This window comes from Roseovarius sp. EL26, from assembly GCF_900327775.1.
GTDB lineage: Bacteria > Pseudomonadota > Alphaproteobacteria > Rhodobacterales > Rhodobacteraceae > Roseovarius.
Genome location: NZ_OUMZ01000007.1, coordinates 1,246,136 through 1,269,108 on the forward strand (window position 1 = coordinate 1,246,136; position 22,973 = coordinate 1,269,108).

A 22,973-nucleotide genomic window follows, 5' to 3' on the forward strand; every position below is an offset into this window, starting at 1 on the left:
GATAAAGTTCACTGCGGGTCAAACCGCTGGTCGTTTCCTGCGGCCTATCAACCCAAAACCACCCAAACCCGCAAGTAGCAACCCAGCCGACGCAGGCAGGGGCACAGTCGAGATGCCGGTCGAGATGTCAGCAACTACGAAATCGATCTTCCAATCAGCGGAAAATTCGGCAATCAGACCATCGGTGTTCAGTCCAACCCCAAGAGAATATACACCTGTTGTATAAGGATCGCTAAAAATATTGGACAAATCGAGCGATCCATTCCCGGTTATCGAATTGATGGTCCAAGCCGTTATCGGATGAGTGACATTTACATTGGAAATCACTGGATCAGGGCCATTTCCTGACGAACTAAACCCGCTAAATGCATTGGATATAGAAAGAACCATAGACACGATCTCACGATCAGTTCCCAAATTAACTGAGAACGTATCTGATACATCACTTGAACCGCAGTCACCCAGAAAACAGCTCGCCATCAAACTGCCCTGAACGGAGTGTGCCCCGACATCAGAAATATCAAAGGGGCTAGCGGACGGACTTAGAAGCCCGGTTAACGTCTGCCCTGCGAAATCTGTGCTTTCAACGATTGTGGCAGCTTGTGCGGTAGAAGCGGCAAGAACGATTGCCGTTGTGATTTGCAGAATTTTCATAAAATTGGTCCCGAGAATACAAACAATACACCTGAGGATAGCCGCCGTATTCACGAAAAATCAAGCTGATTTCAGTGCGGGTTAGGTCATAACACGCCAAATAGGTGTCGGTTTTCGCGACAATTTGAGGCTCGCGATCTGTTTCAAAATTTTCTCCGACAGATCTATTTCGCTACTCCGAAGCGTTCGCGCTCTTTGGCTCCGCTCTTTCAGCCAACCGCGCCTCAATCCCCTCAAGCCGAGCCAGAACTTCATCGCGGTAGTGATCCGTGCGCTCATCCGCTTCGGCGTTATGGGCGTCCTGCATCGAATTCACGATCAGACCCACCACAAGGTTCACCACCGCAAAGGTGGTGATCAGGATAAAAGGCACGAAAAACACCCAAGCATAGGGGAAAACCTCCATCACCGGGCGCACAATGCCCATCGACCAGCTTTCCAGCGTCATGATCTGGAACAAAGAATAGGCCGAGCTTCCAATGGTGCCGAACCATTCCGGAAAAGCATCGCCAAACAGTTTCGTTGCCATCACCGCACCGATGTAAAAGATCAGCCCCATCAGCAAAAACACCGACCCCATGCCCGGCAATGCATTGATCAGCCCTTCAACCACCCGGCGCAGGGATGGCGCAACAGAGATAACCCTCAACAAACGCAAGATCCGCAGCGCCCGCAGAACGGCAAGACCCTGTGCCGCCGGGATCAGTGCTACGGCCACGATGACAAAATCAAAGATATTCCACCCATCGCGGAAAAATCGACCACGATGCGCCACCAATTTCGCCGCAATCTCCACCACAAAAATCGCCAGACACAGTTTATCCAAGCTCGAAATCAGCCCACCTGCCGCCTCCATCACCACTTCCGAGGTCTCCAACCCCAAAATGATGGCATTGAACAGGATCACGCCCAGAATAAAATTGCGCACAATAGGACTGGCCAACGCACCTTGAAGCCTGGCGCGAAACGAAGGGTTCGGAGTGTTCGTGGTCTGTGTCATGCGCCTGCATATGGGGTACACAGCCGGGTTTGCCAAGGTGTTATGGAATGCTATTCGCAATCCCAGTGATACCGGCATCGAAGACAACCATGACCACTTTTATCATCCTCATCGGCGCAATAACGCGAACAAGCTGAAACCGTACAGAATTGTGGCGGCCCCCAGCCACTCAGTAATCTACGCGACAACGCCCGCTTGATCAGAGATTCCTTAATCAGATCACACTGAACATCATCCAATGTATCGTCCTCATACATGTCCCACAGAGCTTCATCCTCTGTCTCATGCACAAGGTATTTGATCAATTGATCAGCGTCCTGCTCATGAATGACATGCAGGTACGCCTCATCCACGATCAACTCCATCGCCTTCAGGCGATCAGCACGGGGCGATTTGGCACATGCGATCAGCGCCTTGCGCTCCTGCGAAATAAAATCCGGATTGATATGAACCATCTCAACCCTCCCAAACAAACGCTTGTAAATCCGAAAACAAAGAACGTCTCGTAACAATAAGATTAGAATAACACTTTTCTGGTCTACCATCCAGTTTCATGCATTTGGCACGTCGCCCAACCCACCAAAGATGCAAACCCAGACTGTTGTTGTAACCTTCCTCACGCCGTTGTGCAGAAGCGTTGTTTGCATCTTTCAGCCGCCACAACCCATAACGTTGGAAACGCCATCAGACAGGACCGCCATCATGCTGCGCAAATTCATCATCGTGCTGACCATGCTCACCCTGCCCAATACGCTTTTGGCCGGGTGGAGCTCTTCTGCCCCTGAAGCTTGGGAGATCTGGGAAGACAACAACCCGTCTAATACAACCCCAATCAATCACGGTACTTGGGATAGGCTACTCAAGAAATATGTGCGCCAAGATCAAAACGGCCTCAACCGGTTTGCCTATGGCAAAGTTTCTGCCGCAGACAAAGCTGCGCTCAACACCTATCTCGGCCAACTCAGCCAGATTGAAATCACCGACCGCGCCCGCCCCGTACAATTGGCCTATTGGATCAATCTCTATAATGCCCTCACCGTTAAGGTCATTCTGGACAACTACCCGGTCAAATCGATCCGCGACATTGACACTTCAGGGCTATTTTCCAACGGTCCATGGGGCTCGGAACTGATTACCGTTGAAGGCGCAGACCTTGCATTGGACGATATCGAGCACGCCATTCTGCGCCCGATCTGGAAAGACCCGCGCATTCATTACGCCGTCAACTGCGCTTCGGTCGGCTGTCCGAACCTGCACAATCAGGCCTTTACCGCTAAAAACACCAACAAGCTGATGGATAAGCTGGCCCGCGACTATATCAACAGCCCACGCGGATTGTCGGTAAAAAACGGCAAGATCACCGTTTCCAAGATCTACAAATGGTTCACCTATGACTTCGGCAATTCCGAAGCCGCCGTTCTCAACCATCTGGCTAAATACGCCAACGCAGAACGTAAGGCAGCCATCAAACAAATCGGCCGCATCTCAAACAGCGCCTATGACTGGTCGTTGAACGAATAAGCCGCTTGCACCAATCACTTGGCGGTGGTTCATAGGGCTTATGCCCCACGCCCTGACCACCGCCATACTGATCGCGCTTAGCAGTGCTGCCGCCTTCGGGGCGCAATGGCTTAGCCTACCACTTCCTTATCTGCTGGGTCCGCTGATCCTAACCGGCGTGATCTCCACCCTTGTGCCGCAACACCTGCCAAGCGGATATAGCTTTCCCAACTGGCTGCGCCTGATTTTCATCGCCGTCATCGGCGTGATGATCGGTGCCCGGATCACACCAGATCTCTTTGTGCTCACCCCCGAACGCGTTGCTGGTCTGATCGCGGTTTTTATCTTTGTGCCTTTGGCGCATGCCTATAGCTTCACTATTTTCAACAAAGTTGGGCAATATGACCGCGTCACATCGTTCTATGCAGGTGCCCCCGGTGGCTTATATGAATCGCTAGCCATTGGCGAAGAAATGGGCGCGGACCCCGCCCGCCTGACCTTGCAACAGTTCCTGCGCGTCATTCTGGTAGTCACTGCCCTACCCTTTGGCATTTCGCTCTGGATTGGTGAACCCGTCGGCAGCGCGGGCGGCGCAACGATGGCAGAGACCAATACCGCACTTCTGGATCTGCCCCCAACGATCATGGTTATTGTCCTTGGCATTCTCGCTGGGCGCATTCTCCCCCTGCCCGCCAAACAATTGACCTGCCCGCTGGTCGTGGCGGCGATTGTCTCGCTCAGTGGAATAATCGACCTGCACCTGCCGCAATGGTTGGTAAATGCTGCGCAAATTGTGATCGGCACTGCATTGGGCAGCCGCTTCGGCGGATTGAACCGCAGCCAGCTGCAACGTGGTCTCTGGCTCTCAATGCTTTCAGTTGGTGGAATGCTGGCAATGGCCGCTCTCTTTGCCATCGCGTTGCACCACTACACAGGCTTGCCCTTTGATGCCCTGCTGATCAGCTTCGCCCCCGGCGGCGTCACTGAGATGGCGTTGGTGGCTCTTAGCCTTGAGGCCAGCCCAGCACTGGTGACACTCCATCACGTTTGGCGCATCTTGCTAACAGTGGTCGGCCTATCGATCAGCGCCCGTGTAATGCGGCGTCAGTTTTGACAAAGTCATAACATCTGCTTATCTGAACATATGTTCAGTTAAGGGATTTACCATGAAACTTGACCATACCGCCGCCATCATCACGGGTGCCGCCTCTGGCCTCGGCGCGGCCACAGCCCGTCATTTCTGCACTCAGGGCGCACAAGTCACTATACTGGATCGTGATGTCACGGCAGGTATGGCACTGGCATCTGAAATCGGTGCTCATTTTGTCGAGGTCGATGTCACAGACGAGGATTCGGTGCTGGCTGCGATCGCAACCGCGAAATCGCACATGGGCAAAATCTCCGCCGCCATCAACTGCGCGGGTATTGCCATTGGCGAAAAAACCCTCGGTCGTGACGGCCCGCATGATCTGTCTGCCTTTCAGCGCACCATCGACATCAATCTGGTGGGCAGCTTCAACATTGCCCGTCTCGCCGCCGCTGAAATCGCCCAAAACACACCATCACCTGACGGTACTCGCGGTGTCATCATTAACACTGCGTCCATTGCCGCCTTTGACGGCCAAAAAGGTCAGGCTGCCTATGCCGCCTCCAAAGGGGGTATTGTCAGCCTCAGCCTGCCCATGGCCCGCGATCTGTCCCGTGACGGCATTCGGGTGATGGCCATCGCACCGGGCATTTTTCTGACCCCGATGCTGCAAGGTCTGCCGCAAGAGGTGCAAGACACCCTTGCTCAAGACGTCACCTGCCCCAAACGCTTAGGCGATCCATCTGAATACGCCAAACTGGCGGCATTCATTGTTGAATGTGATTATCTCAACGGCGAGGTTATCCGCCTCGACGGGGCGCTCAGAATGCAGTGAATGCGACAGCCCGATTTGTGTACAGAACTGACCCCATTTGTGTACAACCTGTACGCAAATTTCAGGAGCCCGCTTCGGCTTTTTCTTCCAGAACCAACCATTCTTCCTCGGCGGCCATCAAGGCCTCTTGCCGCGTGGTCAGGGCTTCCATCGCCTTTTTGAACTTCACGGGTTCACGCGTGAATAGCGTGGGGTCAGCCATCAGCTCTTCTAGCTTGGCGATCTCGGCGTTCAACCGATCAATTTCCGAAGGGATCTTCTCTAACCGGTGCTGTTCTGTAAAGGATAGCTGGCTTTTAGGGTCAGACTTCGACTTGGATGATTTATCCTTAGCCTTTGTTTTATCTTTACTTTCTGAACTTTCAAACGCAACAGAATCACGTTTCTGCGCCTGATAATCTGACCAACCACCGGCATAAGCCACCGCCTGACCATCACCCTCCATGGCGACGGTAATGGTGGCCACACGGTCCAGAAAATCACGGTCGTGGCTAACCAGAAGCACCGTGCCATCATAATCGTCCAGCAGTTCTTGCAGCAGATCCAGCGTCTCAATATCCAGATCATTGGTCGGTTCATCCAAGACCAGAAGATTGCTTTCCTTCGCCATCAGTTTGGCCAATAAAAGCCGGGCTTTTTCACCACCAGACAAGGACTTAACCGGTGCGCGCACCTGCCGTTCATCAAACAAAAAGTCCTTGAGGTACCCAACAACATGCCGCGGCATGCCCCGGACCATCACCTGGTCTGACTGGCCAGAAATCCGCATTTCATCATCAGCGGTTAGGTTATCCCAAAGGCTTTGCTCAGGGTCCAGTCGCGCTCGCGATTGATCAAACACTGCCTTATGCAGCTTTGTGCCCAATCCAACAGTGCCACTGTCCGGTTCAATCTCTTTCAGCAGCATCTTGAGTACGGTAGTTTTGCCCACGCCATTAGGGCCAACAAAGGCCACCCTGTCGCCGCGTTGAACTTTTAGATCAAAATCAGACAAGATGATCTTATCCTTGTAAGTCTTTGATATTCCTACAGCTTCTATTACCTTTTTACCCGATTTTGGACCACTGTCCAACGCCATGGCTGCACCACCTTCGCGTTTAATCTGGGCAGAACGTTCTGCGCGCAGGTCCTGCAAGGCTCTCACCCGGCCTTGGTTCCGCTTGCGCCGTGCGCTGATGCCTTCGACAGCCCATCGGGCCTCGGATTTGATCTTGCGGTTCAGCTTATGGCGGGCTTGATCTTCTTCATCCCAAATCTTGTCACGCCAGGCTTCGAATCCTTCAAACCCTGTTTCCTGACGACGCACCATTCCCCTGTCGATCCAAAGGGTTGCACGCGTTAGTGCGCGTAAAAATGCACGGTCGTGACTGATCAAGATATAAGCCGAACGGGTTGATTTCAGCTCCTGCTCCAACCAGTTAATCGCCTCGATATCCAAATGGTTCGTCGGCTCATCCAATAGCATCAATTGTGGTGCTTCAGCCATCAGTTTGGCCAATGACGCACGGCGCCGTTCCCCACCAGAGGCCGTTGCGACTGGGCGATCAGGGTTAAATTTCAACCCTTCACCGGCCATTTCAACCCGGTACATCTCGCCCGGATCCAAAGCACTGGCCGCATAATCACCCAACGTTTCAAACGCAGACAAATCGGGGTCCTGCTCCATATATCCCACGCTGATACCTGCGGGGACGATGCTTTTGCCCTGGTCTTGCTCAACCAATCCGGCCATGACTTTCATCAGGGTCGACTTGCCAGAGCCATTACGTCCAACCAACGCCACCCTATCACCGGGCTGCACCACAAGGGAAAGGTCATGAAACACCGGCTCGCCGCCGAATGTCAGTGAAATATCGTTGAGCTGAAGAAGGGGTATACGTGCCATGAGACGCGGCTATCTCGGTAGCACAGCGCCGTCAAGCTATTGCGCCACCGCCCGCAACAAACGTTTGCGTGCAGTTGGAATCGCATTGATCTCCAACCCGGTGAAAACATGCAATGTGTCCATGTGACTGTCTATAACAGCATGGTCTGAAACCCACCCCCCCATCAAAAGATAGGTCCGCAACAAGGGCGGCATTCGCGACATTGCCATCTTAGCGTCTGGCTTGCGTAAACGCAGCGCCTGCGCGAACCGAAAGACCGCCGGAGCCTTGACACGTGGCTGCCAACGACGTGGTGCCAGATGGCGCTCTTTCAGCATTGCAAAGGCATCAAGATACGCTTCAAAATCGGTGCCCTTAAATGATGAGCACCCAAACAACATTTCTATATTGTTTTCGTCAACGTAGCGCGTGACTGCCCCCCAAGCGAGGCGCAGGATATCCGGGTCAGAGTAATCCGGATGAATGCAGAACCTTCCCATCTCAACCATAGGACCGGTGAAATTGCTCAAGCCAGACAGCTCATAAAATTGTGCAGAATAGCTGCGCTCCACCTCCGCCCCACCAGAAAGTGGAAGGATCCGAAAACAACATACCAATGTCTGGCTTTTCACTTCATGCACCAAAACATGCGTACAGATGGCGTCGAAGGCGTCCTGATCCAACGCTTGTTGTGCCTCATTCATCCGGTGGAAGGCTAGATGCCTTAGGGCCTGACAGGCCCGGATATCTGCCAGAGATTCGGCCACACGGAACGAATATCGGCATGTTTCTAATGCGCCCATGCCTTCTAGCCCTTCATCAGCCATACTGGATACGCTCCATTTGACCCTGAGGATATGTCATGGCGATGACGTGGGCTAGTTCAAGAATTGGCTTGGGTCGAAATTGCCGATATTGCCAAGAAGTTGTTTGAGGAACCCCTGCCCATGAACGGACGTCTCGGTCACGCGGCGCGCCAAAGGAACGATATTGCCATCTGCAAGGCTGAAACGTTCGATATTCTTGATCTGATCAGCCTCATCGAAGCTGATTGCTAAAACCTGACGTTCAACAACCTCTGGGGCTTTGACACCATATTTTCGAATGCGGCTGCGGATATAATAGTAATCACCGCCACTACGCACACCAGCCGTGGATGGCGCACCGATGACATCATCAACGGTGGCACGACTGTCGACACCAACAACCAGCTCGGCCAAGTCTTCTTGTGGTGGTACATAACCATGATTGCTATATTGTGCTGTACAGGCTGTCATAGCCACCAAGCCAAATACGCCCACACCGGACAGAAACCGTTTTTTTACTGTGAACATCACTGCCCTCTTGAACTTGGCCCCTAAGGCCTTTTATCCCGCATACAACAAGGTGGCCTACAGGTTCAAGAAACTAGAGACCAAACATCATGCAAGACATACAACACACGACAACATCCTACTACGTTGCAAAGCTCTCTTCGCACAAGCCTGTCGCGTTCAATTTAACGCCAGATTCGAAGAAATGTGAGATCATTGCGCAATCTCTTGGGTTAAGTGGGCTAAAAAAGCTACGCTTTACTGGCGCTCTTAAGGCGCACGGAAAATCTGACTGGACGGTTGAAGCACAGCTTGGCGCAACCGTTGTCCAACCCTGCATCGTGACACTTAAACCGGTTACAACACGTATTGATCAGCCTGTGACGCGTCAGTTCGTTCGGAAACTGCCTGAACAGCAGGCAACGAACGATGGCTTTGAGATGCCCGAAGATGATAATCTTGAGCTTCTTGGTGAGGTTATCGATATCGAATCGATCATGGTGGAATCACTGGCGCTTGCCCTGCCCGACTATCCCAGAACAGAAGACGGCGCTCTTGAGCAGCAGAATTATGCTGAACAAGGCGTCACCCCGATGACCGATGAAGATACACGCCCATTTGCTGGCCTATCCGCCTTAAAGGCAAAGCTGGAAAAGCCAGAGTAGCGTGACAAAAAAACACTTGCCCCCGTGCGAATTCACTGTATTTTCGCGTTTTCACGGGATTTGGACTTGAACCGGATGCTCTTAACCGATTAAGAGCCGGTCAAGCTATTAACATTGGGTCGTATGTACCCACTAAAATTGAGGTTGCGACATGGCCGTCCAGCAAAACAAAGTATCGAAATCACGTCGCAACAACCGTCGTGCCCATGACGCACTGGTTGCTGCGAATCCTAATGAATGCCCAAACTGCGGTGAGCTGAAGCGCCCGCACCATGTTTGTGCATCTTGTGGTCACTATGCTGACCGCGAAATCGTCGCCATGGCAGACGAAGTCGATCTGGAAGACGACGCAGCCTAAGCAAACGGGGATCGCGTCCGCATGACTTCTGCATTGGATCAGTCCAACGCTCAAAGCGGACGCATCATTATATCTGTTGATGCTATGGGTGGCGATGAAGGACCGGCAGCTGTTGTTGCCGGTATTTCTAGTTCTGCCCAGAAAAACCCTGATATCGGGTTCATTCTTCACGGCCCGCGTGAAGAACTGCAGCGCTTTGTCGCGCGCCGCAAAAATCTCGCCGGACGTTGTGAAATTCGCAATGCACGCGACGTCGTTCAGATGTCGGATAAGCCCAGCCAGATCATGCGTCAGGGCAAAAACACATCCATGTGGTCTGCTATCGAATCTGTGCGCAAAGGCGAGGCCAGAGTCTGTGTCTCTTGCGGTAATACCGGCGCATTGATGCTGATGTCGGTTATCCGGCTCCGCAAGCTTCCCGGCATTTACCGCCCCGCTATTGCCGTGCTGTGGCCCTCGCAAAACCCACAAAACTTCAACATCATGCTTGATGGTGGCGCCGATATCCGCGCCGACGCCAAGGACCTGATGCAATACGCGCTCATGGGCACATCCTATGCCCGCAACGGTTTTGGCCTTGAACGCCCACGCGTGGGTTTACTCAATGTTGGCACTGAAGAGCACAAGGGCCGGGCCGAGCTGAAAGAAGCCTATGACCTAATTGCCGCCAACGCGCGCAATGCAGACTTTGAGTTCGTCGGTTTTGTTGAGGGTCGCGACCTTCCTGGCACCGTTTGTGATGTCATCGTTACCGATGGATTTACCGGAAATGTTGCTTTGAAGACCGGCGAAGGCACAGCAGGTCTCATCACAACCCTGTTGCGTGAGGCCTTTAAATACAGTGTCTTGTCGCGGTTGGCCTCACTTCTGGCCTTTACGTCATTGCAACGCCTCAAGAAACGCGTTGACCCGCGCCGCGCCAATGGCGGTGTTTTTCTTGGGCTAAACGGTACCGTTGTTAAATCCCATGGGGCTGCTGATGCAACCGGGGTTTCAGCAGCGGTCAAACTGGCATATCAGCTCGCCGAAACAGGTTTTACCGAAAAGCTGGCCGCACGGGTTGCATCTGCCTCTCTGCTTGAGCAGGATGACCTGACCGAAGACTCAAACAACGGTGAAGATGAATGAAGTTACGCGCCGTTGTCGAAGGCGTCGGTCACTATCTACCTGACCGCATTGTCCCGAACTCCGAATTCGAAAAATCACTCGATACAAGCGACGAATGGATTCGCAGCCGCTCTGGCATTGAACAGCGCCATTTTGCGGCCGAGGGGCAGCTGACATCAGATCTGGCCATCAAGGCGGCGCAGGCCGCGCTTGAGAGTGCTGGCCTGACAGCTGATGATATCGACGGTGTGATTGTCGCGACATCCACCCCAGACCTGACATTCCCCTCTGTCGCAACGATGGTGCAACAAGGATTGGGGATGACACGCGGTTTTGGGTATGATGTCCAAGCCGTCTGTGCCGGCTTTGTCTATGCGCTGACCAATGCAAATGCGATGGTTGTTTCTGGGCAGGCTGATCGCATTTTGGTGATTGGTGCGGAAACCTTCAGCCGAATCATGGATTGGACGGATCGCGCCACCTGCGTTTTGTTCGGTGATGGGGCTGGTGCGCTGATTTTGTCGGTACAAGATGGCGCAGGCACCAATGCTGATCGTGGTATCCTATCGGCGGATCTCAATTCAGACGGTCGCCATCGTGACATGCTCTATGTTGATGGCGGCGTATCTTCGACCGGCACCTCGGGCAAGCTTCGCATGCAGGGCAATGCCCTCTTCCGTCAGGCGGTTGAGAAGCTGGCGAGCACTGCTGAAACGGCAATGGATAAAATCGGACTAACAAGCGCCGATATCGATTGGATCGTGCCACATCAGGCGAATATCCGCATCATTCAAGGCACAGCCAAGAAGATGGACATCCCGATGGATAACGTCGTGGTGACGGTACAGAATCATGGCAACACTTCTGCCGCATCGATTCCCTTGGCCCTGTCTGTTGGCGTTTCTGAGGGCAAAATCAAGCAAGGTGACCTCGTCTTGACCGAAGCCATCGGAGGCGGATTGGCTTGGGGTGCTGTGATTTTGCGTTGGTAAGCGCCTAAGTGTCAGAGAAACATCGCTTAAAGACCCTCTCTCAAGCCATTGACATTGACTCGTAAATTCCTTCCGCCCTAAAGTCATACAACAGTCGGAGGGGACATCATGAGTGATAAAACATTAACCCGGATGGATTTAAGCGAGGCCGTCTTCCGCGAAGTTGGTCTATCGAGGAATGATTCTGCACAGCTGGTAGAAAGTGTTCTTGATCATGTCTCCGATGCTTTAGTTAAAGGTGAGCAGGTCAAAATTTCGTCCTTTGGCACCTTCTCAGTTCGTCAAAAGACCGCCCGTGTTGGACGCAACCCCAAGACTGGCGAAGAAGTTCCGATCAATCCACGCCGTGTCCTGACCTTCCGCCCTTCGCATCTAATGAAAGATCGCGTAGCGGCCGGGAACAAGAAATAACCTCGGGAACTGGTTATGGCCAAATCTGCCGATGCCTTTCGAACAATCAGCGAAGTGGCCGACTGGCTAGAAACACCTGCGCATGTCCTCCGATTCTGGGAAAGCAAATTCAGCCAGATAAAACCGGTCAAACGCGCGGGTGGACGGCGGTATTACCGCCCCAATGATATGCGATTGATCGGCGGTATCAAAAAATTGCTGCATGATGATGGCATGACCATCAAAGGGGTTCAGAAAATCCTGCGCGCTGATGGTATCAAACATGTGGCCTCGTTGTCTCAATCGTTGGATGATGGCGGTGCTGGCCCTGCCCCAAGCATAATCGATGCAACTGTTGCTTCGACGCCTCAAAATCCGGCACAGAAACCAGAGCCTCTCCCTGTCGGCACAACGCAGCCAGTCACTGATATACCGGTTGATGCAACTCCTTCACCTACACCAAGGGAAGAGCCTTCAGAAGCCAGAGAGACCGCCGCGACAGCAAAAATTGTGCAACAAGCAGACGCCGAACCATCTGTTTCACCTGAAACCGCTGTGAAAGATACCACTCCCACAACTGTCATAGATGCAGATCCCAGCCCGGCAGAGGCGCCCATGGTCCGGCCAGAACAGATTTCCATACAGCAGGACCCTGCCGATGACTGCATGGCGGGCTCTGGCGTATTGACGGCTCTGTCACGGTTTGACCGGCCTTTGACAGCTGCACAAATCACCGCGCTCGCGCCAATTGCTGAACGTCTGCAAGCACTGGCATCCCGGCCGGGCAGCAAGGCATCCAACTAACGTGGAAATTTCGGGAATTCCCTCTTGTTCCCTCAGAAAAATAGGGTATGTAACGCCAATCGTCGGGCTATGGCGCAGCCTGGTAGCGCGTCCGTCTGGGGGACGGAAGGTCGCAGGTTCGAGTCCTGCTAGCCCGACCAAATTCAAAACCGCCCGCCCGTTTCTCGGGTGGGTGTTTTTGTATCCGCATCACGGCGACGAGGGAGAACGCAGATGAAAACCGGCGTTTTAGCAGATCAGCAGATCAAAAAGATGATTGTCGAAGGCGGTATTTCGGCGTCCTTGCCGATTCTGAATGAACAAATTCAACCCGCCTCGCTTGATTTGCGGTTAAGCGACGTGGCTTACCGCGTACGCGCCTCTTTCTTGCCGGGAAGGTCATCAACTGTATCCGAACGGCTGGACGAACTAACCATGCACGAGGTCTCGCTGACAGGTGGTGCCGTGTTGGAAAAGGGCTGCGTCTATGTCGTACCCTTAATGGAACGATTGCACCTGCCCAAGGGCATGACAGCCGCCGCCAGCGCCAAAAGCTCTATCGGACGGCTTGACTTGATGACCCGCGTGATCACCGATCATGGGATCGAATTTGATCGCGTGCCCGAGGGTTATGATGGCCCGCTTTACGCCGAACTTTGCCCACAGAGTTTCTCGGTCCTGGCGCAACCAGGTCAGTTGCTCAATCAGGTAATTTTTCGACAAGGAAAAACGATCCTCTCCGATGAGAAACTGCTTGAAGTTCATCAACGTACACCCATCGTGTCGGGCGATCCGGTGATTTCGGATGGGTTGGGGTTTTCGGTCGATCTGAAACCAACATCAGGCGACCTTGTTGGTTACCGCGCAAAACGCCACACGGGTGTTGTGGACCTGTCGAAGCTCGCCCATTACGATCCGGCAGAGTATTGGGAAGAGGTTCACACCTCAAATGGGCGGATCATTCTCGACCCCGGCGCATTCTACATCCTTGTCAGTCGTGAGGCGATCGCCATCCCACCAGATTGCGCGGCAGAAATGGCCCCCTATCTGGCCATGGTTGGTGAGTTTCGCGTTCACTATGCCGGGTTTTTCGATCCCGGATTCGGCTATGATGCAGCCGGCGGTTCAGGCTCACGTGGTGTGCTTGAGGTGCGCTGTCACGAGGCTCCATTCGTGTTGGAGCATGGTCAGATCGTCGGTCGCTTGGTCTATGAAAAAATGGATCAGGTACCCGAACAGCTTTATGGCGTAGAGCTTGCATCAAACTATCAGGGTCAGGGGCTAAAGCTGTCCAAACACTTCAAAAGCTAGGGTCAGAACTTTCCGAACCGCCGCGTGGTGCGCAGCGACTGTTTGGTGCGCTTTATGGTGTCGCGATTCTGTGCTGTCATGGCTGCATCTTGCTGTGGTTGGCCTTTGTTGATCTTGCGCTCAATTGCATTCATGCCAAGGTTGACGCCCTTACCGATCACGCGGCGCATGATCATTCGCATAGCCATGTTCAGGATCTGATTAGGGTTCATCTACGTCATTATCCATTGTCTCTTGATGTCTAAATATAGTAATTGATGCCGCCAAAAACAGCTCAACTCACGAAACTGTCAGTCTTCAAACAGCTCACTTTGACCTTCTTGTGTCTCTTCGCCGGCATCTTCATCCCCCTCACCCAGTTGTGGCATCGATCCTGGCGGCGGGCGATTGTCCAGCAACCCAGCAGAACGCAATTCTTTCAATCCTGGCAGGTCGCGCGCGTTTTCCAGACCGAAGTGATCCAAAAACCCTTGCGTCACCACAAATGTCACCGGGCGACCTGGTGTCATCTTGCGGCGGCCGAAACGGATCCACTCCATTTCCAACAATTGATCCACAGTACCGCGTGACACAGATACGCCACGAATTTCCTCGATCTCAGCCCGTGTCACCGGTTGGTGATAGGCAATAATAGCCAAGGTTTCGATCGCCGCACGGCTGAGCTTGCGGATCTCAACCGTTTCTTTTTGCATCAAAAACCCGAGATCCGATGCGGTACGCATGGCCCACGCATCCCCGACTTTGACCACGCTGACGCCACGCCCTTCATAGCGTTTTCGCAAATAAACCAACGCCTCGGCCGCATCGCATCCATGCGGCATCCGCGCCTCGATCTCCTTCACTGTGACCGGCTCGGCTGTGGCAAATAAAATAGCCTCACACATGCGCTCCTGCTCCGCCATGGGAGGGGCCTCAAACAGGCTTTCTTCTTGTTTCACTATATCTTCGGACATCAATTATCTTTCTTACGGCGCAGCTCTATTGGGGCAAATGTGTCAGATTGCCGAAGATCGACCTGCCCCTGTTTTGCCAATTCTAGCGAGGCCGCAAATGTTGAGGCTGTCGCACTGCGGCGACGCGCCGGATCGCTGGTAAAATCATCGGGTAAATAGCTGACAATGTCGGTCCACATTCCTGCAAAACCAATCAGTCCGCGCATACGTTCTAACGCCTGTTCCATGGTAAAAATCGCGTCGCGGTCCATGACAAAGGGGCGAAATTCATCCTTGGTTCTGATCCGCGCGTACCCCTGCATCAGATCCAGAAGGGTTGCGGTATAGGTCACTTTTTTAACTCGGGCGACATTCTCAGGGATGCCGCGAGCAAAGAAATCGCGCCCCAACTGATCTCGTGCCATCAGCTTAGCAGCAGAATCGCGCATCGCCTGCAGACGCTCCAACTGGAATGCCAAATGCGCTGCCAGTTCTGCGCCTGATGGCCCCTCTTCAGTCGGATCGGGCGGCAGCAACAGGCGGGATTTTAGGAATGCCAACCATGCGGCCATCACCAGATAATCGGCAGCCAGCTCCAGCCGTAAGCGCTTGGCCTTTTCCACAAACTCAAGATATTGCCGGGCCAGTTCCAAAACCGAGATTTTTCGCAGATCTACCTTTTGCGTCCGGCTTAACGTCAGCAACAGGTCCAACGGCCCTTCAAAACCGTCCACATCCACGATCAACGCCTCAGAAGCGATCCGTTCCGCTACCGATTCCGTCTGGGTCAGGTTCTCAAAAGTTTCGTCAGCCATTCACGCGCCTGTTTATCAGCGCCTCCAGCTTCGCTTCTGTGGCTGCGATGTCAAGCTCTTGCGGGGTTTTGCGTGCGTTCAGCGCCCGTTCCGCCCGATGCTGCGCAATTTCTGTCATCGCGCCTGCGGCTTCCGCCACTTCGGTTCGCTCGGCCAGTGTACCGTTACAATGCAGGATCACATCACATCCGGCTTGCAAAGATGCCTGCGACAGATCCGCAAGCGAGCCTTTCAACGCCTTCATCGAAATATCATCCGTCATGATCAAACCATCAAAACCGATCTGATTGCGAATAATATCCATCATCGCCGGTGACGTGGTTGCCGGGCGCGGATCGATTGCATCATAAACAAGGTGAGCCGTCATCCCCATTGGTAGATCATTCAATGCTTTAAACGGCGCAAAATCCACTGCATCCAGCTCTTCGCGCGACGCTTTGACCACCGGCAGGTCCAGATGGCTATCAACCACTGCACGGCCATGGCCCGGAATATGCTTGGCCACCGGCAGTACGCCACCATCCAGATGGCCATCGGCCACTGCACGGCCAATCGCGGCGACTTGGGCCGGGTCCATGCCATAGCAACGATTTTGCAAAAACGGATGGGTCTCGTCGCTGGCCACATCAATCAACGGCGCGCAATTGCTATCAATCCCCAAATCATAGAGCTCATGCGCCATGAGACGCGACCGCAGATACATCGCCTCGGCGGCATCCTCGCCTGCAGCCTGAACATGGTCCAGTGCAGGCAGCCATTCACGCCAGAGCGGCGCACGCAGGCGCTGCACGCGCCCGCCCTCTTGGTCAATCGTAATCGGTGCGTTGTGCCCGGCGGCCTCGCGCATCTCCGCACAAAGCGCCCGGATCTGATCCGGGGTATCAATATTGCGGGCAAACAGGATAAATCCAAATGGCTTAGCCTTGGCAAAAAGCGCTTTTTCTTCCGCACTCAGGCGCAATCCCTCTGCATCCAGAATGCAGGCACCATAACGGCTCATCGGCTGACAACTGGAATGCAATCAGCACCTTCGGCCACAAAGGCTGAACAGAACCGGCGCGCATCGCTCAGATCAGCAAAACCCATGGCGCGCAAACGGTAGAACACCCGTCCGCCACTCGTGGCTTTTTGAATCACGCGTTGCTTACCCTCTAAATAGTCACCAAACGTGCCTGACAGGCGTGCCCATTCAGACCGTGCAACAGCATCGCTTTCAAATGCGCCAAGCTGCGCCAGACGTGTTCCGACAGGAACACTCGCAGGATCGACATCCAGTGCCACGGCAGGAGCTGTTGCCGAGACCGGCTTAGCCTTGGACAGGTTTGCAGGCCGCAACTGCGGGCGCAGCGACTTTGCTAACCCGGCCTTGATCACTTTGGCCTCAGGGGCTTCAGCGACTTCCTTTGGCGCATCTTCTGCGACTTGCAAAACAGCCAGCTCAATCTGGTTTGTGGCCGGCGCCGCGATCTCTTCTTGTGCCGGTGCTGTGTCGGTGTCAGCTACGGTTGCAACTTCAAGATCGTCAAGACTAAGCTCAAGCGGCTCTGGCGCCAAAATCAACTGCTCTGCCGGGCCTTCAGCAATGCCTTGCGCGGCAACATTGTTGACCGCCAAGCCCTGATTGAGAGCCTGTTTCCCACCCGGGTCCTCTGGCGCTTCGCGCATTGGACCTTCGGCTGCACGCACTACGGGCACGCCACTCACATCACGCACCAGCAGATCATACCCCCACATGCCAAGCCCCACCAGCAACGCCAGTGATATGCCTGCCCCCATGAGGTTGGTCATTTTGCTAACTGCGCCCGCCCCGCCCTGATCGGCTTGAGATTGAAAGTCCTGATAACTCGCCATTTTACTGCCTCGCTGCCGCCGGCGGTAAAATGCATCGCCGGGGGTCATTGTTCTGCCTCACCCCGGCGCGCGTTCGGATGTCTTATCGCATCTCTTCCGCCGGTGTTACGCCCAGAATACCAAGACCTGCAGAAATAACAACGGCTACGGCACTCGCTAGGGCGATTTTTGCCTGTGTACCCTCGACATTTGCCTCATCAAGGAAGCGCAACTCTGGTTTATCATTGCCGCGGTTCCACAACGCGTGCAATTCGCTGGCCAGATCATAGAGGTAGAACGCGACGCGATGCGGCTCATTCGTGCGGCCCGCAATTTCAACCAGACGTGGCCATTCAGCCAATTTTTTCATGGTGCTCAATTGCGCAACATCTGTCAGGCTAGACAGATCAGCCTTTGCAACACTTGCGTCACCTAGATCAATTCCAGCTTCACGGGCCTTACGCATAACCGAATTGATCCGCGCATTGGCATATTGCACATAGAAAACAGGGTTGTCTTTGGATTGCTCCAACACCTTGTCGAAATCGAAATCCAGTGGCGCGTCATTTTTCCGGGTCAACATCACAAATCTAGTGACGTCTGCGCCCACTTGATCCACCACATCGCGCAGGGTCACAAATGTCCCTGCCCGCTTGGACATTTTGAACGGCTCGCCATTCTTGTAGAGCTTCACCAATTGGGTCAGCTTGATGTCCAGTGACACTTTGCCATCGCTAAGCGCAGAAACTGCCGCCTTCATGCGTTTGACATACCCGCCATGATCCGCGCCAAAGACATCGATCAGCGCATCATATCCGCGTTCGACCTTGTCATAATGATAGGCAATATCAGGCGCGAAATAGGTCCAGGCCCCGTCGGATTTTTTCACCGGACGGTCAACATCGTCGCCATGCTCTGTTGACTTGAACAACGTCTGCTCACGTGGCTCCCAATCTTCGGGCTTCTTGCCTTTTGGCGGCTCTAGCACGCCATCGTAGATCAGGCCTTTGTTTTCCAACGCTTCCAGCGCCGCTTCGATCCGACCGGTGCCATAAAGCGATTTTTCGCTGTAAAACAGATCCATCTCAATGCCCAAGGCTTTCAAATCAGCACGGATCAGGTCCATCATCTGCTCGGTGGCATAGTTGCGGATCTCTTCCAACCAAACGCTTTCAGGTTGGCCAACGTAAGCATCTCCAACCTTATCCTTAAGCGCGACGCCCACAGCAATCAGATAATCGCCGGGATAAGTACCATCCTCGAACGCCACTTCTTGACCGTGCGCCTCCAGATACCGCAAATAGACAGAGCGCGCCAAAACATCGACCTGCGCACCACCATCATTGATGTAGTATTCGCGGGTAACTTCGAAGCCGACAAAATCCAATAGGCTGGCCAGGGCATCGCCAAAAACCGCACCGCGGGTGTGGCCCACATGCAGCGGCCCGGTTGGGTTAGCGCTGACGTATTCAACGTTCACTTTTTGATTTGCACCCATATCTGAGCGACCAAAGTCGGAGCCCTCAGCCAAAGCCGTGCGCACAACACCGTGCCATAGCGCATCAGCAAGACGCAGATTCAAGAAACCCGGCCCCGCCACCTCTGCCGAAGTGATACGATCATCCTCGGCCAGCAATCCCGCCAATTTATCAGCAATATCACGGGGTTTCATCTTAGCCGGCTTGGCCAGAACCATTGCCGCATTGGTCGCCATGTCACCATGGGCGGCATCGCGCGGGGGTTCAACGGCCACGTTTTTCAGATCCAGCCCCTCGGGCAGATCGCCAGCTGCTTGCATCTGAGCAAGTGCGTCCAGCACCAACGTCCGGATCTCGGTGAAGAGGTTCATCTCAAACTTCCTTGTCATTCGCGGGCCGGTTTATCACTGCTAGCCCGCACGTCAATGCAATCAGGCTTAATCAGCCCGTGAAATCATACGCCATGACGTTCTCGCGTGCGCCGCGCGCCGCCCAATAACCGTGCGTGTTGCTCCAGCGCGAAGCGATCTGTCATACCCGCGATGTAATCGCTGACCAGACGCGCCAACGACGTATCGGATTGGGTTTGTTTTACATCGTCCTGCCAGCGTTCCGGCAGTAAGTTGGGGTGAGACATGTAAAACGGAAACAATTCCTCAACCACTTGCGTGACGTCCGCGCGCATGATCATGACCGACGGCGCACGATACATTCGGGCAAAAAGGAAGGTGCGAATTTCCTTGAGTTGCGCAAATAGCTTGTCTGAGAACCGGATCACCGGTCGACCCAGATGGCGCACATCATTGACAGTCGACGGCGCGGCCTCTTTTAAGATGGCGCTTGAAGCATCAATCACATCCCCGACCATCACACCAAAAACACGGCGCAACGCCTCGTGACGGCGACGATAATCATCCAGTCCGGGATGCAGCGTATCGACTTGCGCATAACACTCTCCCACCACTGGTAAGGCTCGAATATCCGCTTCGGTGAAGAGATTGGCCCGCAGCCCGTCATGCAGATCATGATTGTTATAGGCAATGTCATCGGCCAATGCCGCCACCTGCGCCTCGGCGCTGGCGTGGCTGTGCAGCTCCAGATCATGGCAGGCATTATATTCCGTCAACGCCCATGGCAGATCACCCAAAACCGGACCATTGTGTTTTGCAAGCCCCTCTAATGTCTCCCATGTCAGGTTCAATCCATCGAAACCGGCATAGTGGCGTTCTAGGGCCGTGACGATCCGCACTGCCTGTGCGTTGTGATCAAACCCACCGTACGGGAGCATCAGCTCATCCAGTGTATCCTCGCCTGAATGGCCAAACGGCGTGTGCCCCAGATCATGCGCCAACGCGATTGCTTCGGTCAGTTCTTGATTAAGTTCCAAAGCACCCGCAATCGTTCGCGCCACTTGCGCCACCTCGATCGAGTGGGTGAGCCGGGTGCGAAAATAATCACCCTCATGTTCGACAAACACTTGGGTTTTATGCTTGAGCCTGCGAAAGGCGCTGGAATGGATAATCCGGTCGCGATCGCGTTGAAAACAAGAGCGAAAAGCGCTTTCTTCTTCGCCCACAAGCCGCCCGCGTGCGACGACCGGATTGGCCGCATAGGGTTGATGCATCTCAACTGTCCTTGTCGTGTGTGCCCAAGACCCATATATTGCACTTTGGAACCCAAAGGAAAGATCAGGACTGCGCAATGCAATTGCCCCCCAAAGTTACCGAACGCGCATTTGAACGCCTCTCAGAGATTGGCGCTAGCGATCAGGGTCAGGCCCTGCGCATCGCCGTTGAAGGTGGCGGCTGTTCCGGCTTTCAGTATGAGATCAAGCTTGATGCCCCAGCACAAGACGATTTGATCCTTGAAAGCCAGGGCGAAAAGGTAGTGGTCGATGCGATCTCACTGCCATTTTTGACAGGGGCTGTGATTGATTTCACCGAGGAACTGATCGGCGCACGCTTCACAATCAACAATCCAAATGCGACCAGCTCATGCGGGTGTGGCACTTCTTTCTCGATGTAACAATAGGTTGTATCAGTAAGATAAACTTGTCCTGTGCTACTCTGCCGGCACCAGATCGCTGTCATCAACGGTCCTGATTTGCAAATAGATGAGCCATAGTCCGGCCCCGGCAACAATAACCGCGCCAAGGAAAACGCCATATGCAGGACGTTCGCCAAACACCAGATAGCCAATTACCACCATCCACAGGAATTGCAGGTTCATCAGCGGTGTGACCACGTAGGCAGGCAACAGGCGCAATGCGGCAACCAGCACCCATCGCGCGGCAAACAGACAAACAGCATAGACAATCACCCAACCCAGATCATGCAAGGACATCGGTTCAAATACAAACGGAAGCGCGCACGTCATAACCAGCATCAGCATCAAATTCGGGTACAACACCTGCGCCAAAAGGTTGTCTTCACGCAGCCCGATGAACCGCGATGCCACCATCGAAACTGTGCCGCAAAAGGCTGCAAGTAATGCAATTAAATGTCCGGATTCCAGTGTTTTTATCCCTGATGGGAATAGAAACAGGATCCCAACAACCCCAACGATTAACGCGCCCCACACCTGGGATTGAACCGGCTCTTTCAGCAGCGGGCCTGAGACCAGCGCCGCAAGCAGCGGGATCATGGCGATGAACAAAAACACCTCGGCGAAAGGAAGCAATCGGAAGGCATGGAAAAACGTGATTGTTCCAGAGACAGTGGCAACACTGCGGATCAGCATTGCCTCGGGGCATGAAGTCTGCAGGCCCCTTGTGCCCTTGCCCCGCAACAGCCCAAGCAAGCTAAGCCCGGCGACAATCCCGCCAGACAGGGCGAACAATTGCGGGGCTGCGTAGCTTTTGGCGATGAACTTGGTAATTCCATCCGCCCCCGAAATCAAAAGCGTATAAAGAACTGTCAACGCGACCCCGCTAAAAGTCGCCCAGATGATTGGCGCGCGCGTCATGACCGCCCTCCTTGCATCCCGGTTCTTGAAAAACCTGCAAAAAATTCATCAAATTTGTCAATCGATGCTTCTGCAGCATTCAATACTGCACGCGCATCATCAGACAGGGCCTCACTCAGCGCGCCGCGCATTTTTGTCCAATCGGACGAGCGTGACCCATCCATGCTGTACATTTGCTCAGAAATATCACGCAGCGGACCACGCCCGGGATCCGCTTGAATAAATCTGACCGGCCCTTCTGGGACCTGATGTGCAAAACCGCCTAATCCGGCCGTATGCAGGAACCAGTTGATCATCAAAAACTGATGATATTCATCTGTTGGTGGGGCATGCGGCACATCCTCCAGCACAAAACATCTGGCCTGTTCACTCAGCCAACCTTGCCAGATTTGTGGGCACGCCTGCCCGGCAAAACGCAACGCAATGCAAATCTCAGACAGCAGATCCACGTTCAGATCAAGATAGGCCAATGTTCCGGCAAAACGCAGACTGTCGATGAAACCTTCGTCCAGTTTCGGATCAATCCGACCATATTCAGAAAGGTAGAACACGATATGCGTCAGTTCATATGCAGCCTTTTTGTTTGGCATTGAAAACGTTGCGCTGCGTTTGGCAAAACTACGTAAGCGATCCTCCAACCCTATGTCTCCAGCAACTGGATCAACCCCACGTCGTAGACACAGCCGCCGCGCTTCAGCGCGTTGCAGATCCGACAGCTCGGCCTGTGCCAGTCCTTGGTCGGCCACCCACTGGGACAGACTTTCACCTTTGTTCCCCGGCATACCAAGACTTTCGAGATCCAGACAGATCGACAGAAAAAACCGGTAATATTGCGGGAAAAACCCCAGACGACTTTCGATATCGTCATAAAAGTCGCGGTAGGCATCCAGTGCCGCCTCAGGCAGTGCCGCACCGCTGCTTTCCAAAACATTAAGCACTTCGGCATTTTCTTTCAGCCAAAACACATCTTCGAATCCGCGCCGCTCAGATGCAAAGCAGCGCAGCAATGCAGTTTGCCGCGCTGCTTTGTCGTTCTGACGAAACGGCACATCCAGTTTTACAATCATTCCCATGGTATAGGTCTCCATCGTGGT

At 53.7% G+C, this 22,973-nt stretch carries 26 protein-coding genes and 1 tRNA gene; 12 read left to right on the plus strand and 15 right to left on the minus strand.

Annotated features, from left to right (window positions below; genetic code table 11):
* Positions 1 to 18 precede the first annotated feature (18 nt).
* The 3 genes from D9A02_RS13980 to D9A02_RS13990 form a co-directional block, all read right to left on the minus strand.
* Positions 19 to 654 (minus strand): VPLPA-CTERM sorting domain-containing protein, encoded by a 636-nt coding sequence (locus tag D9A02_RS13980; RefSeq protein ID WP_120501535.1) that lies wholly within the window; start codon positions 652 to 654, stop codon positions 19 to 21.
* Between the two features lie 172 nt (positions 655 to 826).
* Positions 827 to 1,654 (minus strand): ion transporter, encoded by an 828-nt coding sequence (locus D9A02_RS13985; RefSeq protein WP_120501536.1) that lies wholly within the window; start codon positions 1,652 to 1,654, stop codon positions 827 to 829.
* A 50-nt stretch (positions 1,655 to 1,704) separates the two neighbouring features.
* The gene (locus D9A02_RS13990; protein ID WP_120501537.1) at positions 1,705 to 2,109 is read right to left on the minus strand and encodes a hypothetical protein; all 405 of its coding nucleotides are present in this window, start codon (positions 2,107 to 2,109) and stop codon (positions 1,705 to 1,707) included.
* 247 nt (positions 2,110 to 2,356) lie between these two features.
* Here D9A02_RS13990 and D9A02_RS13995 point away from each other — a divergent pair, with 247 nt between their 5' ends.
* The 3 genes from D9A02_RS13995 to D9A02_RS14005 are packed head-to-tail and all read left to right on the plus strand — an operon-like array spanning position 2,357 to position 5,076.
* The gene (locus tag D9A02_RS13995; protein WP_216824962.1) at positions 2,357 to 3,175 is read left to right on the plus strand and encodes a DUF547 domain-containing protein; all 819 of its coding nucleotides are present in this window, start codon (positions 2,357 to 2,359) and stop codon (positions 3,173 to 3,175) included.
* 40 nt (positions 3,176 to 3,215) lie between these two features.
* Entirely contained in the window at positions 3,216 to 4,268 is a 1,053-nt protein-coding gene (locus D9A02_RS14000; protein ID WP_120501538.1) for an AbrB family transcriptional regulator, read from the plus strand.
* A gap of 52 nt (positions 4,269 to 4,320) precedes the next feature.
* The gene (locus tag D9A02_RS14005; RefSeq protein WP_120501539.1) at positions 4,321 to 5,076 is read left to right on the plus strand and encodes an SDR family NAD(P)-dependent oxidoreductase; all 756 of its coding nucleotides are present in this window, start codon (positions 4,321 to 4,323) and stop codon (positions 5,074 to 5,076) included.
* 61 nt (positions 5,077 to 5,137) lie between these two features.
* Here the strand turns inward: D9A02_RS14005 and D9A02_RS14010 are convergent, their stop codons facing one another.
* From D9A02_RS14010 to D9A02_RS14020, 3 genes are read right to left on the minus strand one after another with little or no spacing between them, the layout of a single operon-like run.
* Positions 5,138 to 6,961 carry an ABC-F family ATP-binding cassette domain-containing protein gene (locus D9A02_RS14010; protein WP_120501540.1) on the minus strand — a complete coding sequence of 608 codons (1,824 nt, stop codon included), beginning with the start codon at positions 6,959 to 6,961 and terminating at the stop codon, positions 5,138 to 5,140.
* A 36-nt stretch (positions 6,962 to 6,997) separates the two neighbouring features.
* Positions 6,998 to 7,768 carry a GNAT family N-acetyltransferase gene (locus D9A02_RS14015; RefSeq protein ID WP_254054637.1) on the minus strand — a complete coding sequence of 257 codons (771 nt, stop codon included), beginning with the start codon at positions 7,766 to 7,768 and terminating at the stop codon, positions 6,998 to 7,000.
* 51 nt (positions 7,769 to 7,819) lie between these two features.
* Positions 7,820 to 8,275 (minus strand): outer membrane protein assembly factor BamE, encoded by a 456-nt coding sequence (locus tag D9A02_RS14020; RefSeq protein ID WP_120501541.1) that lies wholly within the window; start codon positions 8,273 to 8,275, stop codon positions 7,820 to 7,822.
* Positions 8,276 to 8,364: 89 nt separating this feature from the next.
* Between D9A02_RS14020 and D9A02_RS14025 the strand changes: the two genes are divergently transcribed.
* The 8 genes from D9A02_RS14025 (at position 8,365) to D9A02_RS14060 (ending at position 13,860) form a co-directional block, all read left to right on the plus strand.
* Complete coding sequence (locus D9A02_RS14025) at positions 8,365 to 8,919, plus strand: DUF177 domain-containing protein (protein ID WP_120501542.1); 555 nt, start codon at positions 8,365 to 8,367, stop codon at positions 8,917 to 8,919.
* A gap of 151 nt (positions 8,920 to 9,070) precedes the next feature.
* Positions 9,071 to 9,277: a 50S ribosomal protein L32 gene (gene rpmF / locus D9A02_RS14030; RefSeq protein WP_120501543.1), complete on the plus strand. Its 207-nt coding sequence runs from the start codon at positions 9,071 to 9,073 to the stop codon at positions 9,275 to 9,277.
* 21 nt (positions 9,278 to 9,298) lie between these two features.
* On the plus strand, positions 9,299 to 10,405 hold the full coding sequence (gene plsX / locus D9A02_RS14035) for a phosphate acyltransferase PlsX (protein ID WP_120501544.1): 1,107 nt from the start codon (positions 9,299 to 9,301) through the stop codon (positions 10,403 to 10,405).
* Positions 10,402 to 11,376, plus strand: coding sequence for a beta-ketoacyl-ACP synthase III (locus D9A02_RS14040; RefSeq protein WP_120501545.1), 975 nt, complete (start codon positions 10,402 to 10,404; stop codon positions 11,374 to 11,376). The genes plsX and D9A02_RS14040 overlap by 4 nt, the downstream gene beginning before the upstream one ends.
* A 108-nt stretch (positions 11,377 to 11,484) precedes the next feature.
* Positions 11,485 to 11,787 carry an integration host factor subunit alpha gene (gene ihfA / locus D9A02_RS14045; protein ID WP_120501546.1) on the plus strand — a complete coding sequence of 101 codons (303 nt, stop codon included), beginning with the start codon at positions 11,485 to 11,487 and terminating at the stop codon, positions 11,785 to 11,787.
* 15 nt (positions 11,788 to 11,802) lie between these two features.
* The gene (locus tag D9A02_RS14050; protein ID WP_162933076.1) at positions 11,803 to 12,570 is read left to right on the plus strand and encodes a MerR family transcriptional regulator; all 768 of its coding nucleotides are present in this window, start codon (positions 11,803 to 11,805) and stop codon (positions 12,568 to 12,570) included.
* Between the two features lie 63 nt (positions 12,571 to 12,633).
* A tRNA-Pro gene (locus D9A02_RS14055) sits at positions 12,634 to 12,710 on the plus strand.
* Positions 12,711 to 12,783: 73 nt separating this feature from the next.
* Positions 12,784 to 13,860, plus strand: coding sequence for a 2'-deoxycytidine 5'-triphosphate deaminase (locus tag D9A02_RS14060; RefSeq protein ID WP_120501548.1), 1,077 nt, complete (start codon positions 12,784 to 12,786; stop codon positions 13,858 to 13,860).
* Positions 13,861 to 13,862: 2 nt separating this feature from the next.
* Here the strand turns inward: D9A02_RS14060 and D9A02_RS14065 are convergent, their stop codons facing one another.
* From D9A02_RS14065 to D9A02_RS14095, 7 genes are all read right to left on the minus strand, one after another.
* Positions 13,863 to 14,072 carry a hypothetical protein gene (locus tag D9A02_RS14065; RefSeq protein ID WP_120501549.1) on the minus strand — a complete coding sequence of 70 codons (210 nt, stop codon included), beginning with the start codon at positions 14,070 to 14,072 and terminating at the stop codon, positions 13,863 to 13,865.
* A 78-nt stretch (positions 14,073 to 14,150) separates the two neighbouring features.
* Complete coding sequence (gene scpB, locus D9A02_RS14070; protein WP_120501550.1) at positions 14,151 to 14,813, minus strand: SMC-Scp complex subunit ScpB; 663 nt, start codon at positions 14,811 to 14,813, stop codon at positions 14,151 to 14,153.
* Complete coding sequence (locus D9A02_RS14075) at positions 14,813 to 15,607, minus strand: ScpA family protein (protein WP_120501551.1); 795 nt, start codon at positions 15,605 to 15,607, stop codon at positions 14,813 to 14,815. The genes scpB and D9A02_RS14075 overlap by 1 nt, the downstream gene beginning before the upstream one ends.
* Entirely contained in the window at positions 15,600 to 16,607 is a 1,008-nt protein-coding gene (gene nagZ / locus D9A02_RS14080; RefSeq protein ID WP_120501552.1) for a beta-N-acetylhexosaminidase, read from the minus strand. The genes D9A02_RS14075 and nagZ overlap by 8 nt, the downstream gene beginning before the upstream one ends.
* On the minus strand, positions 16,604 to 17,506 hold the full coding sequence (locus tag D9A02_RS14085) for an SPOR domain-containing protein (RefSeq protein ID WP_254054638.1): 903 nt from the start codon (positions 17,504 to 17,506) through the stop codon (positions 16,604 to 16,606). The genes nagZ and D9A02_RS14085 overlap by 4 nt, the downstream gene beginning before the upstream one ends.
* A gap of 34 nt (positions 17,507 to 17,540) precedes the next feature.
* Positions 17,541 to 19,286: an arginine--tRNA ligase gene (gene argS, locus D9A02_RS14090; RefSeq protein ID WP_120501553.1), complete on the minus strand. Its 1,746-nt coding sequence runs from the start codon at positions 19,284 to 19,286 to the stop codon at positions 17,541 to 17,543.
* 83 nt (positions 19,287 to 19,369) lie between these two features.
* A complete protein-coding gene (locus tag D9A02_RS14095; RefSeq protein ID WP_120501554.1) occupies positions 19,370 to 20,539 on the minus strand; it encodes a deoxyguanosinetriphosphate triphosphohydrolase in 1,170 nt (389 codons plus the stop codon).
* 77 nt (positions 20,540 to 20,616) lie between these two features.
* On the opposite strand from D9A02_RS14095, the gene D9A02_RS14100 reads away from it, so the two are divergent.
* Positions 20,617 to 20,940 (plus strand): iron-sulfur cluster assembly accessory protein, encoded by a 324-nt coding sequence (locus D9A02_RS14100; protein ID WP_120501555.1) that lies wholly within the window; start codon positions 20,617 to 20,619, stop codon positions 20,938 to 20,940.
* 36 nt (positions 20,941 to 20,976) lie between these two features.
* On the opposite strand, the gene D9A02_RS14105 is transcribed toward D9A02_RS14100, so the two are convergent.
* Positions 20,977 to 21,879 carry a DMT family transporter gene (locus D9A02_RS14105; RefSeq protein WP_120501556.1) on the minus strand — a complete coding sequence of 301 codons (903 nt, stop codon included), beginning with the start codon at positions 21,877 to 21,879 and terminating at the stop codon, positions 20,977 to 20,979.
* Positions 21,876 to 22,952 (minus strand): hypothetical protein, encoded by a 1,077-nt coding sequence (locus D9A02_RS14110; protein WP_120502545.1) that lies wholly within the window; start codon positions 22,950 to 22,952, stop codon positions 21,876 to 21,878. Before D9A02_RS14110 ends, D9A02_RS14105 begins: the two co-directional genes overlap by 4 nt.
* Between the last annotated feature and the right edge of the window lie 21 nt (positions 22,953 to 22,973).